Source organism: Citrobacter sp. GW821-FHT02E08, assembly GCF_059421685.1.
In genome coordinates this window covers 1-13,025 of the sequence record NZ_JBWKVL010000022.1, presented here as the reverse complement: position 1 = coordinate 13,025, position 13,025 = coordinate 1, and the positions used below count along the sequence as shown (strand labels likewise).

At 52.6% G+C, this 13,025-nt stretch carries 7 protein-coding genes, 1 tRNA gene and 4 pseudogenes; 9 read left to right on the top strand and 3 right to left on the bottom strand.

The features are described 5' to 3' along the window. Positions 1 to 9: 9 nt before the first annotated feature. Both AC07UY_RS20585 and AC07UY_RS20580 read left to right on the top strand, forming a co-directional pair. Positions 10 to 1,047 (top strand): annotated as a pseudogene (locus AC07UY_RS20585) (DUF1176 domain-containing protein); the annotation flags it as partial. Between the two features lie 124 nt (positions 1,048 to 1,171). Next, a tRNA-Phe gene (locus tag AC07UY_RS20580) sits at positions 1,172 to 1,247 on the top strand. 544 nt (positions 1,248 to 1,791) lie between these two features. Here AC07UY_RS20580 and AC07UY_RS20575 read toward each other — a convergent pair. Next, positions 1,792 to 1,978 (bottom strand): annotated as a pseudogene (locus AC07UY_RS20575) (IS1 family transposase); the annotation flags it as partial. Between the two features lie 51 nt (positions 1,979 to 2,029). Further along, positions 2,030 to 2,821: an acyl-ACP--UDP-N-acetylglucosamine O-acyltransferase gene (gene lpxA, locus AC07UY_RS20570; RefSeq protein WP_494661670.1), complete on the bottom strand. Its 792-nt coding sequence runs from the start codon at positions 2,819 to 2,821 to the stop codon at positions 2,030 to 2,032. 288 nt (positions 2,822 to 3,109) lie between these two features. On the opposite strand from lpxA, the pseudogene AC07UY_RS20565 reads away from it, so the two are divergent. Next, a pseudogene (locus tag AC07UY_RS20565) lies at positions 3,110 to 3,509 on the top strand (transposase); the annotation flags it as partial. Between the two features lie 89 nt (positions 3,510 to 3,598). After that, a pseudogene (locus AC07UY_RS20560) lies at positions 3,599 to 3,747 on the top strand (transposase domain-containing protein); the annotation flags it as partial. Between the two features lie 1,301 nt (positions 3,748 to 5,048). On the opposite strand, the gene AC07UY_RS20555 reads toward AC07UY_RS20560, so the two are convergent. Beyond that, positions 5,049 to 6,674, bottom strand: coding sequence for an MltF family protein (locus AC07UY_RS20555; RefSeq protein WP_494701856.1), 1,626 nt, complete (start codon positions 6,672 to 6,674; stop codon positions 5,049 to 5,051). 334 nt (positions 6,675 to 7,008) lie between these two features. Between AC07UY_RS20555 and AC07UY_RS20550 the strand changes: the two genes are divergently transcribed. From AC07UY_RS20550 to AC07UY_RS20530, 5 genes are all read left to right on the top strand, one after another. Then, positions 7,009 to 8,496, top strand: a complete 1,488-nt coding sequence (locus tag AC07UY_RS20550) for a sugar ABC transporter ATP-binding protein (protein ID WP_494661672.1) — start codon at positions 7,009 to 7,011, stop codon at positions 8,494 to 8,496. Continuing rightward, positions 8,477 to 9,460: an ABC transporter permease gene (locus tag AC07UY_RS20545; protein WP_494661673.1), complete on the top strand. Its 984-nt coding sequence runs from the start codon at positions 8,477 to 8,479 to the stop codon at positions 9,458 to 9,460. Before AC07UY_RS20550 ends, AC07UY_RS20545 begins: the two co-directional genes overlap by 20 nt. 66 nt (positions 9,461 to 9,526) lie before the next feature. Beyond that, complete coding sequence (locus AC07UY_RS20540; protein ID WP_494661674.1) at positions 9,527 to 10,480, top strand: substrate-binding domain-containing protein; 954 nt, start codon at positions 9,527 to 9,529, stop codon at positions 10,478 to 10,480. Positions 10,481 to 10,551: 71 nt separating this feature from the next. Continuing rightward, positions 10,552 to 11,616: a sugar phosphate isomerase/epimerase family protein gene (locus AC07UY_RS20535; protein ID WP_494701855.1), complete on the top strand. Its 1,065-nt coding sequence runs from the start codon at positions 10,552 to 10,554 to the stop codon at positions 11,614 to 11,616. Then, the gene (locus tag AC07UY_RS20530) at positions 11,613 to 12,749 is read left to right on the top strand and encodes a Gfo/Idh/MocA family protein (protein WP_494701854.1); all 1,137 of its coding nucleotides are present in this window, start codon (positions 11,613 to 11,615) and stop codon (positions 12,747 to 12,749) included. Before AC07UY_RS20535 ends, AC07UY_RS20530 begins: the two co-directional genes overlap by 4 nt. Positions 12,750 to 13,025: the final 276 nt, after the last annotated feature.

Sequence of the window (13,025 nt, the reverse complement as noted above, 5' to 3'; positions counted from 1 at the left end):
GGGAATTATATGCGCTGTCTCCCCCTCATTGCGGCAGCAGGATTGTTTTCAATCCCGCTCTTTGCCGCACCGTTAACGGGTTTTTCGTTTGACCACAAAGACTGGGAACTCTCCTGCGACAATATCGGCACCTGCCGTGCCGCAGGCTACGGCGTCAATACCGGAGAAATCAGTGTCTTATTGACCCGTCAGGCAGGCCCAGGGCAGCAGGTCACCGGACTGATGACCTTCGCACAAACCCAAAACGACATCCCTGCCAATGCCAGCGTGAGTATGTTCATTGATGGACAATCACAGGGAACACTCACGGCCAAAGACAGAGAGCATTTTCGTTTCAACAACTCGCAAATCACCGCCCTGCTTCAGGCGCTGATTCAGGACAAAAAAATTGAGATTGCGCTAAATGGGCAGCGCAAAACGCTCTCCAGCGCAGGTGCCAATGCCGTGTTGCTGAAAATGGATGAATTCCAGAAACGCATAGGAACCCAGAGTGCTCTGCTGCGTAAAGGCAAGGCCAGCGATGAAAACGTACTGGCGGGTGTTCCGGCACCTGTCATTATTGCCGCCCCCGTAACGCCCTCAGCACCAACAACGCCACTCACGGCAAATCAACGCACGTTATTAGAGAAAAAACTCACCAATGACTGCGATGACTGGAATAACGAGAATATCCCGGCCAAAGACCGCCAGTTAACGCTCACCGCCATTGATAAATCGCATACCCTGATCCAGGGACTCTGCTGGCGCGCCGCGTATAACGAAGGCTATGCCATGTGGGTGGTGGACAACACACTGACCAGCGACCCACAGCTCATCACGACCGATGCCACCAGCTATGCCGATGGCATGATTACATTCTTCAATAAAGGTCGCGGTATCGCCGACTGCGTCAGCGGAGAAGAGTGGGTGTGGGACGGCAAAACATTTGTGCCTAGCCTGAAATACACCACTGGCGACTGCCGGGAAATCGTCCTCGGCGGTACCTGGATGTTACCGACCTTTGTGAGTCAGGTTAAAGCGGCGCAAAAAGTCAGTGAGCATGACAACGCGCGGTGATTTTAAGCAAAATAATCCAATCAGCGACAGAATCGCCGCAAAGATAAGCAATCAGACAACAAAACGAGAAATCTGGTTGACGGGGGATACAGATTACGGTTTAATGCGCCCCGTTGCCCGGATAGCTCAGTCGGTAGAGCAGGGGATTGAAAATCCCCGTGTCCTTGGTTCGATTCCGAGTCCGGGCACCACTATTCTAAAGAACCCGCCCAAAAGGCGGGTTTTTGCTTTCTGGGGTTTCGGTAGATTTCTGTTCAGCGATGCCACCTGAAGCCAGTTCACTGACACCGACAAACGGTTTTAACATTCCCCCTCAGCATTCCACCTTCCTCCCTGGTCACCATGCCCCGGTTTGTTGGTCTGTAAGTTACCTCAAAGCACTATTCCCAACCTGTATACCTATCTGGTGGATTCATCACCACAAGGCAACCTCCGGTCATTGTCCGGTCTGGAGAAGGGAAGCATTCGCATTTCCCTTCTGATCTGGCAAAGCATTAGCGCAACAGATTCATATCCAGATTTTCGTGAATTGTCAGAATCACTTCACGCATGGTTGCAAAAATACTGTCTTCACCACGATCATAGAGTTTTGATCCTACTCACGTAACATCGATACTGAATGTCATTACAAATCATGAACCTATCACCAGGAAAAAACCGTTCTCGGATAAAAAGCTCACTAAAACATTTATTTCAGCACTTAAAAACAAGCTGGTGCAGACTGAGAGTCAGGCACAAAGGAAGCGAGGTTACACATCGTGGCGAGAGTTTTGTAGCGTGCGAACACGGCATTGTTCATCGAAAGGTCAACAATTTGCGCTTTCATACCATGCTGGCAGGCGCGATAAGCATATCCAAGCTGGAAGGTTCGGTTGCGCATTTGGCACCAATAACACTGATGTTTGGCTTCATACGTGAGGATTAAATCGCACCTTCCCTGGACTCGTCGCTTTACGCGGCGAGTCTTTTTAACTCATCTCACTATCCCTCGCGCCGAGTGCTCCCAAAACCTCTCAAATACAGTAGCGATGGCATAATCACTGAACAATGCCTTAACTGCTACCTTCACCTCATCAATCGATAAAGACTGCTGGTAAAGCATACTGTAAAGAGAAAGTACAAAATCCTGCTGTTCGAAGTCTAATGCCAGAAAGGCGAGTGCATTAACATTTATTCCTGCAGGTTTCGCATGATTCCCCCCCGCCATCACAAACGGTGGCACGTCTTGCACCACACCAGATTGGTCGACAATCTTTGCATGAGCACCCAGTACACAGAACTGGTGAATGGCACACATAAAACCAACCTGTGCCCCATCATCAAGCCTTACGTGCCCGGCAAGACCGCTGTGCTCCCCCACCAATGTACCGTTACCCACCACACAATCATGCCCAATATGGACGTTATTCAAAAGGCGGTTATCGTTACCAATCGTCGTGCAACTCAATCCCTGTATCGTCCCTCGATGTATCGTCACATTTTTGCCGAAGTGATTTCTGTCACCAATCACCACACAGGTGGATTCATTCTCGTATTTAAGATCCTGATTAATCTCACCTATAGAAGAAGATTGCCCAATCGTATTGTCGCGGCCAATGATCGTGCGACCATTAATGACAGAATACGCCCCAACTACAGTTCCTTCACCAATAACCACACCGGTGGAAATAATACAAAATGGACCAATGTTCACATGGGCACCAAGCACCACACCTGGCTCAACCACGCTATTACGGGCCACCCTAGCTTGCGGGGACATTAACATCAATATTTCCTGATGAAGACACAAGATGTACCGCATCATCATCGGTTAATTGTTAATCCAATCAGTGGATTAACAAACAGGGGACGTGAATGGAAAGAAAGCTTCGCCATTCGGAACATCGTTAAGGAGGGTAGATCCAGTGAAGGGCTTATCGACAGCGTTAGCATAATGAAATGTTATTCACATTACGCCATTTATTTTTTATTAATTTGAATGAACTTTATGAGTTTCGCGAGTGGGTAATGACTCTTCTTTAGGCGTTATTGAAAAAATTGAACTTTTGCCGGGTTGCAGGCTCAGATCACTCATCATCCTGATAAAACCGGCTATCCCGTGGCAAAGCAAACGTTCAGAATGGCCAACTGGAAGAACGACAACAAGACCCTCATCAACCGTGGCACTCACTTTCTGGTTGGACGAACCGGTCATTCAGGCTTGGTACGAAAGCGGCACGCCGTCATCACGGGACCGCCCGCAGCACTACTCTGACCTTGTCATCTCCACCGTACTGATGATCACTTGTTCAGACCTGTCATTAAACAATGTCACTGATGCAGAGGCGCTCCCTGGACTCATCCGCCAGACATACCGAAAAATCAACGCGGTTGCCGCCGATGGTGCTTACGATACGCGGCGTTGTCACGATGACCTTCGCCAGAAGAAAATCAGGGCACCTATCCCTCCCCGTACCGGAGTAATGCCGATTAGTTAAGGATCGATTGACCGATCCAGTGGCTGTGTAAAAATTCGGAAATCGTCCTTGTTTCTGAATTTTATATGCGTATCGCTCAGGTTCTTGAACTTGCCTCCCATGATGACTCATACCATAACCACATGACTTCTTTGTGGATTATCTCGACCCTGAACTTATCTCACGTTGCCAGGAAGAAACCGGGGCAGTCACGCTGCCTCAACGCCGCTTCCCGACTGGTGTGGACTGACGCTGCCTGGTGTATTCTGGCGCACCCCGGATATCGCCCCGTAATTCATGACGTTCTTCTCCCGGCTAATCAGTATGCGGCATAAAAAGTTCATCATGCCCTGGGGCGTGAAGCAAACACAGTGCCTGCAGCAGAAATGGCTTAGAAGTGTCTGATTATCTCTGGTAATTCATTATGGGTATGGCAGAGACCCTTTTACCGTTATGTTCTTTTTTTTCGTAAGCGTACGCCGTGCCGCCTCACTGATACCATGACACCATAGTGGAGGCGTTTGCTGAATTAATTCCGACACCGAATGCTTGACCAATAATTTTCAGTCGTAAAAATGAGAAAGCCCCAGCAATAAAACACCGGGGCTTTTAAGATACTTTCAAATTAATATTTAACATTCATCAACTTAATTATTTAATACTACTGCTATAGATGTACATGTTTTTACAGGATATATCGGTACTTCAGATGCTGCTATCCTCCTAAAATCCTATTAGATAAATTTCTATCCTGTTTATTTCATTGAGAATTATCCTGACGACTTTTCTCAATAAGTACATCGCCCGCGCGATATATACTCTTTGATGCGTTGCCTTACTATCTTCGCCGTCTTTTCGATGCCGTATCTGCTAGCTATCTAACCGCGAAATAACCATCAACAACAAGGCCTTACATCATCGCGCCATCATCCACATTATGCGATTGTAGAGATATACTACGTGACCTTAAAACCTCTTCACACGGGGCATAAACTTTCTGCTCAATATTGAAGAACCCAAACAAAAAACACTTCGTGGCCTTTATCGCATCTAACTTACTTAGCCTGGTAAGTCGTACCGCTTAATAACACTTTAACTTAATCCCACATCAGATATAAGGTCAATCTACTCGTTATTAATCGCCTGTCAACACTGTATTTTAATACAGTATTTATAAGATAATTCGTACCCGCATCACACGAAATAATCAAGACTCACTGACCTTTGGTTTGATGCACCCACAGCAAGACTGATACGGGAATTACGGGTGCAGATAGCGGTATTAATTCTAGTCAAATCAAGCACGCGTTTTGAAAATCCCCGTGTCCTTGGTTCGATTCCGAGTCCGGGCACCACTATTCTAAAGAACCCGCCCAAAAGGCGGGTTTTTGCTTTTTAGCGATCAGCCAGATTTCTGGTCGTGCTGTCCATAGGTTCTACCGCTTCCCCCTGCACTACATCCGAGTACTTTCCCTTAGCAACACACCGCTCCTCCGGTCCCTCTGCCCCGTTCTGCTGATTTTCAGACAGGGAGCATCACGGTTTGTCCGAGGTTTCTTTTTTTGCCTTATCCGTGGCCTTGTTGGTATGTTTCGGGGCGACGTCACTGAGTGAGTCCTCTGCGTCTTTCTCTTTACGCGCGACTTCGTCCATGATGAGTCGATAGGCGATGTAGTACTTGTAGATGTTACTCACGTAGGTGACCGTCTCAGCACCTATCTGCTCAGCGGCCAGATATTCCACGTTGCCAAACCAGACATCAGGATCAAAGCCGCGCGTCTTTGTTTCGGCGCGTAGCCGGGCAATGCGGGCTGCCCCCGCGTTGTATGAGGCAAACGAGAAGAGCGCCTTATCAAGCTGGGTCATCGGCTCATCACCGTAGTAATTGTCTATCATCCAGCGCATGTATTTCACCCCAGCATGAATGTTGGGATCCAGCTTCCGGATATCGCCCACTTTCATTTCCTTGCCCGTACGCGGCATCACCTGCATCACGCCAATGGCCCCCACATGGCTGCGGGCTGACTGGTTGAGCCGCGACTCCTGATAACCCTGAGCGGCCATCAGCAGCCAGTCCACGTCATAGCGATCGCCGTACTTTCTGAACAAAGCCACCATATTCAGCAGTTTGCGACGCTCCTTCTCCGCTGCGGCACTTTTGACATACTTTGCGCTCTTCAGATAGCGAAACAAAAGGATGTTACCCAGTTTGCTGCCCTGGCCATTTTCCTTAACGAAGTCATTCAGTAACGCGAGAAGTTCAGGGCTATTTTTGCGTACAGCCCACGCGATATTGGCATCGTCGCGCAACACGATATCCTCGTGTATCTGAATTTTTGGAAACACCTGTTTCCAAAACTCTGCTTTATGCCGATCGACGACGATCAGCGGGATAAGACCGGCATTCAGCATCTCGATAAGATCTTCATCCTCAAGTGATTCAGGGGCTTCCTCGAGAAAAACGGGGGGACGTGAGGCTTTAGCAAAGCGTGCATTAAGCGCCTTCAGGCTCTCGTAATAGCTTGATGAGGGACGCACAAACACCGTCTTACCCGAGAGTTGATCCAGGGTCTCTACCTTAGGGGAGTTGGGGCCCGAGAGCAGCAGTTCTTTGACATTGAGATACAGGGGGATGGTGAAATCCACGAGTTTCTGACGATCCGGGGTAATCGTCAGATTCGCAGCAGCGATATCTCCCCGCCCCTCGTTGAGGGCCATAAACAGCTGATCACGCGCCACCAGCACGAAGATAATGCGGACTTTGAGGTGACGTTGTTTTAGCTTGTCCTCCTTCAGTAACCTGGCGTTGAGTTCGCGCTCAAACGCCATAAACACATCATGGGTGGCTCCGCGCTGTGTTCCCTTGTTGATGAAGAAAAACGTCTTACTGTAAGTCGTCAGTACCCGGATCACCCGGCGATCGAGCATCCCTGGCAGATCCCCCACCCAGGGTTGCAGCAGTTCATCCATGTTGACTTCGAGCACCTCTCGCTCCTCCTGCTGAGGCTGATCACCTTCAGCAGAATCAGCGTTAGACTGGCCTTGCTCAGCAGTTACAGCAGGCGGCTGATTTTGCTCAGCAGAAGCAGCATACACGGGGGCGACGAGCAGCAGTGCGGTAATAAGGGCGATGAAAAAACGGTGAAACGAGAGGGCATTCATGGCGAGAGACTCCGCATGGCGCATCCTTTCATTTTAGCCAACACCGGAACTCTCTGACGTATATCTGGTGCACTTCGACAGTTTCCAGAAACTGCGTTACGCCAGTGATGACGCGTTTAAAAACCCAAATCTTGCGCCGCTCGGCAGAAATCATTGTCCTGACTTGCATTTTTATCCCTTGTGCACTGCACTCAAATTCAGGAGACAATCGACAACGCCGGGTGAGAATGATGGGGATCAGCGACGCAGCGTGGGAGGGAACGTATCGGCTTCCGGGAGGCATAAACCCCACCCGTTGTCATGGCATACACCTGAATAAACAAGGAATGTCCTTGTGAGCCTCGCCATTGAATTTGTCGGTATCTGCAAAGCATTTGGCCCGGTGCGCGTGTTGCATGGGGTGAGTTTTACGCTGGCGCCGGGAAAAATATATGGCCTGTTGGGGGAAAACGGCGCCGGTAAATCAACCCTGATGAAAATTCTCGCCGGTTACGAACAGGCCAGCGAGGGAGAAGTGCGTATTGACGGTACGGCCCGTCACTTCCGTTCTTCGCGTGACGCCGAACAAGCCGGGGTGGTATTGATCCATCAGGAATTCAATCTTGCCGAGCACCTCACGATTGCCCAAAATATTTTCCTCGGCCATGAATACAAACGGGGTTGGCTGCTGGATGAGCGCGCCATGGAACAGGCGAGCGCGCGCTGTCTTGCCGACGTCGGTCTCAGGATCTCCCCGAATACGCTGATACGGCGGCTGATCGTCGCAGAGAAGCAGTTGGTCGAGATAGCCAAAGCGTTATCACGCCAGGCGCGTTTGTTAATCATGGACGAACCCACCGCCACGCTGACCCCAGCGGAAACAGAACGATTATTCGCCCTGATAGGCAAGCTTAAGGAAGATGGGGTCACCATCATCTATATTTCTCACAAACTGGATGAGGTCAAACACCTCACCGATGAGGTCATCGTGATGCGCGATGGCCGCTTCGTTACCCGCGCCGCCACCGCCGATCTCACGCGCCAGCAGATGGCAAACCTGATGGTTGGGCGTGACATGTCCGACATGTTTCCCCCGAAGCGTTCACCTGCCAGAGAGGCGCCCATTGCCCTGGCCGTCGAGGGGCTGTCAGTACCTGGCTGGATCGACGAGCTCAGCTTTAACGTTCGCGCGGGCGAGATCCTCGGTTTCGCCGGTCTGGTCGGCGCCGGACGCACTGAGGCTTTTGAAGCCATCGTGGGGCTGCGGCCACGCAGTGCCGGTACACTGACGCTGGGAGGAAAAAAAGTTCGGCCCGGCAACCCACGCGACGCCATGCGTCATGGCCTCACGTATATGCCGGAAGATCGCAAAGGTAAGGGCTTGCATATCAATCTGGGGTTGAGTGAAAACCTGACGCTGATGACGCTGGAACGCTACGCCACGCCTTTACTCAATCAGCGCGCTGAGCGGGAAGCGCTTGAGCAGGCGGTAACGGTCTTTGGGCTAAAAGTGGGTGATCTTAGCGCCAGGGCGCGCATGCTCTCCGGGGGAAATCAACAAAAACTGGTGCTGGCCAAATACCTGCACCCGGACCCAAGCGTCATCGTGCTCGATGAGCCCACCCGTGGCGTTGATGTGGGGGCCAAAAGAGACATCTATTTTTTGATCCAACGACTTGCCACAGAAGGACGCGCCGTGATCGTCATCTCCAGCGAGTTGATAGAACTGATCGGTTTGTGCCATCGCGTACTGGTGTTACGTGCGGGGCGGTTGCAGGCAGAGCTTTGCGCTGAGAATCTGAACGAAGAGGAGCTGATCACCTATGCAACCGGCACCCGCTGATCTTTTCGTTGTCTTCCGTCGCACCTGGTCGCACCTTTCGGGATTTGGCCCACTGATTGGGTTGATTCTGTTGTGTATCACCGGCACCCTGCTTAACCCGGATTTTGCCACCCTCGACAACCTGATGAATGTACTGACCCGCACTGCGTTTATCGGCATCATCGCGGTGGGCATGACCTTTGTCATTATGTCCGGTGGTATCGATCTTTCGGTGGGCTCCATGGCCGCACTGATCGCAGGCTGTGTGATCCTGTTTATGAATCACTTCACCGGTAATCCCCTGACTGGCGTGGTGTTAGGGGCGTTGTTTGCTCTGGTGCTGGGCGCACTGTTTGGTTCCTTGCATGGCTTGCTGATTACCAAAGGGCAGATCGAAGCCTTTGTCGTCACCCTGGGCACCCTGGGTATCTTTCGGGCTTGCCTGACCTGGCTGGCGGATGGGGGTGCGCTCACGCTCGCTGACACTCAGGCGGATATCTACAGTCCTGTCTATTATGGCAGTTTGCTCGGCGTGCCCATCCCGGTGTGGGTATTTGCCATCGTGGCACTGGCGGGCGGGCTGCTACTCAACCGTACCGCTTTTGGCCGCTATGCGCAGGCCATCGGATCTAACGAGCAGGTCGCGCGTTATGCCGCGATCCGCGTCGATCGCATCAAGATCCTGACCTATGCGCTACTCGGTTTCTGTGTGGGGATCGCCACCTTGCTGTATGTTCCACGGCTGGGTTCCGCCACCCCGAGTACCGGCTTGTTGTGGGAGCTGGAAGCCATCGCTGCCGTGGTGGTGGGCGGAACGACCCTCAAGGGAGGGGAAGGACGCATTGTCGGTACGGTGATCGGCGCTATCCTGCTTTCCGTGATCAGTAACATTCTTAATCTCACCAGCATCATCAGCGTTTATCTCAACGCCGCCGTTCAGGGGGTGGTCATTATCATCGTCGCTTTTCTGCAACGCGGGCGCTGAGGGAGTGGTAACAGAGGAAATCCGCGGGCACGCGGGCAAACCGTTTGATTTACTGGAGATAACTTGATGAATAAAGCGCTTCGCATTATTGGTGCCAGTGTCCTTGCCTGCTCGCTCAACACTAGCTGGGCGGCAGAGAGTGTAACGCTGGGTGTCTCTATCCCCACGGCCACCCACAGCTTCACCTCCGGGATCGTCTGGTGGGCCAACAAGGCCAAAGCAGATTTGGAGAAAGAACATCCCGATCTCAAGGTCATCGTGAAAACGGCCGCCAACGCCCCCGAACAGGCTAATCAATTGCAGGATCTGTTAACGGTTAACAAAATGAACACCCTGGTGATTTTCCCCTTTGAATCCGCAACGCTGACCAAGCCGGTGGCGCAGGTGAAGGATAAAGGCGTGTACGTTACGGTCGTTGACAGAGGGTTGACTGACACCAAAGCCCAGGATGCTTACGTTGCCGGCGACAATACCGCATTTGGCAAACTGCCTGCCGAATATTTGGCGAAAGTCATGGACGGTAAAGGCGAACTGGTCGCCTTGCGCGGCATTCCGACCACGCTGGATAACGAGCGTTTTGACGCCTTCACTGCCGTTATCAAACAACACCCTGAAATGAAAATTCTTGATGCCAAATACGGCAACTGGAACCGGGATGACGCCTTCAAAGTGATGCAAGACTTCCTCACGCGCTATAAGCATATTGATGCCGTCTGGGCTGCCGATGATGATATGGCGGTGGGCGTGCTCAAGGCCATTGACCAGGCTAAACGTGATGACATCAAAATCGTCTTTGGTGGCGCCGGTGCCAAAGGGGCGATCAAAACGTTGATGGAGGGAAGCGATCCGCGCATCCAGGCGAATGTCTCCTATTCACCCAAGTTTATCTACGATGCGATCAAACTGACCGCAGAGGCGCGTCTGCAGGGCAAGGAACTGCCTGCCAAAACCATTATTCCTTCGGTGTTGATCACCAAAGAGAATGCCAAAGATTTCTACTTCCCTGATTCACCGTTCTGAGTTTATGTATAAGCGGGGTGTGTAGATCACCCCGCAACACCCACTTTCACCGCATGATGAAGGAGTTGCGCATGAAAACCCTCAAAGGACCGGCTGTCTTTCTTGCACAATTTATCGGTGACCGCCCTCCCTTCGATACGTTGCAGGGGCTGGCTGGCTGGGCCGCTGGTCTGGGGTTCAACGGGGTGCAGCTCCCCACCAATCATCCCCATCTGTTCGATTTGAACCTGGCGGCACACAGTCAAACCTATTGTGACGAGGTCGCCGGACAGCTTGCAGAGCATGGGCTCGCCATCACAGAGCTTTCTACTCACCTGCAGGGACAACTGGTAGCGGTGCATCCGGCCTATGATTCCCTGTTTGATCAGTTCGCTGCGCCAGAAGTGCGGGGGAAACCGACTGCACGTACCGAGTGGGCGGTGAATCAACTGATGGCGGCGGCGAAGGCCTCCCAGCGTCTGGGGTTAACGGCACATGCGACCTTTAGCGGCGCCCTCGCCTGGCCTTATCTTTATCCCTGGCCCCAGCGACCGGCAGGGCTTGTCGATGAAGCCTTTGCCGAGCTGGCACGTCGTTGGCGTCCTGTCCTGGATGCGTTTGATGAGCAGGGTGTTGACGTTTGTTATGAGCTACATCCCGGTGAAGATTTGCACGATGGGGTGACGTTCGAGCGTTTTCTGGCGGCACTGGATGCGCATCCGCGCGCCAATATCCTCTATGACCCCAGCCACTTCTTATTGCAACAACTTGATTATCTGGCGTTTATCGACATATACCATCAGCGGATCAAGGCGTTTCACGTGAAAGATGCCGAGTTTCGCCCCTCCGGGCGTCAGGGTGTGTATGGAGGGTATCAGGATTGGCTGGACCGTGCAGGGCGTTTTCGCTCACTCGGTGACGGCCAGATAGACTTTACGGCGATTTTCTCGAAGCTGACCCAGTATGACTATTCAGGCTGGGCCGTGCTGGAGTGGGAGTGTGCCCTTAAACACCCAGAGAGCGGTGCTGCTGAAGGGGCGCAATTTATCCGCCAGCACATCATTCGGGTGGCAGAACATGCCTTTGATGACTTTGCCGACAGCCGTCTCGATCCTGCTCAGTTGTCCACCTTGCTGGGACTGGGAGCAAAAACATGAATCGCCGTCTGCGTCTTGGCATGGTGGGCGGTGGACAAGGTGCCTTTATCGGTGCCGTACACCGAATGGCCGCACGGCTGGATGATCACTACGAACTGGTGGCGGCGGCCCTCTCTGGCGATCCCGACAGAGCGGCGGCCAGTGCGGCTGAACTGGGACTCCCGCGCAGTTACAGCGATTTTCGCGAAATGGCGCGGCTAGAGTCTGCTCGTCCGGACGGCATAGAAGTTGTCGCTATCGTGACACCGAATCATCTGCATGCCCCTGTAGCAACCGCTTTTCTTGACGCGGGTATCCATGTGATCTGCGATAAACCGCTGGCGCTGACGCTCGGGGAAGGAGAAGCACTGGCCGCACTGGCAAAACGGCAGCAGCGGCTGTTTGCCGTAACGCACACCTACAGCGGATACCCAATGGTGCGCCATGCCCGCGCTCTGGTGGCTGCAGGTGAACTTGGCGAGCTGCGTTATGTGCAGGTGGAATATCTTCAGGACTGGCTGGCAGAACCTCTGGAAGCCAGTGGTCATCGACAGGCGGCCTGGCGCACCGATCCCACGCGGGCCGGTCAGGCAGGTTGCCTGGGGGACATCGGTACCCATGCCTGGCATCTCGCCGCCTTTGTCAGTGGTCAGTTGCCGGAGGCGCTCAGCGCCGAGCTTCACACCTTTGTCCCCGGCAGGCGGGTTGACGATCATGTTCAGGTCTGGATGCGTTATCCCAATGGCGGCCGGGGTTCACTGATTGCAAGTCAGGTCGCCAGCGGCGAGGAAAACCGACTAGTGCTGCGTCTCTACGGCTCTCTAGCCAGTTTAGTCTTCAGTCAGGAGGAGCCGAACCAGCTTTGGTTTACCCCACTTGCGGGTCAGGCGCAACGGCTGACACGGGGACGCAGCGTAAGTCCTGCGGCAACACATGCCACTCGCGTACCAGCGGGTCATCCGGAGGGTTATCTGGAAGCTTTCGCTCAGCTGTATACCGATGCAGCACTGCGCATTCATGCCATGCAGGCTGGAGTTGCTCCCCCGCCTGAGACAGACGATCTTCCCTGTGTGGAAGAGGGGGTGAACGGCATGCGTTTTATTGATGCGGTGTTAGACAGTCACCGTGCAGGTGGTGCCTGGATACCGCTATAAATCCATTCCTCACCGAAATGGTGAGCTTCTGGACAGATGGTTTTCAACCGTAGTGTGCATGAGTTTTGGAAGAGTGGTTTTGTATCGTGCCAGATGGCACTGCACTTATCAGACTCACAGGCCGGATAAGACGCATAAACACCGCCATCCGGCATTTTCCGCAGATCGCAGACGCAAAAAAGCCCTGTACGTCAGTACAGGGCTTTTTGCTTATTTGATGCCTGGCAGTTCCCTACTCTCGCATGGGGAGACCCCACACTACCATCGGCGCTACGG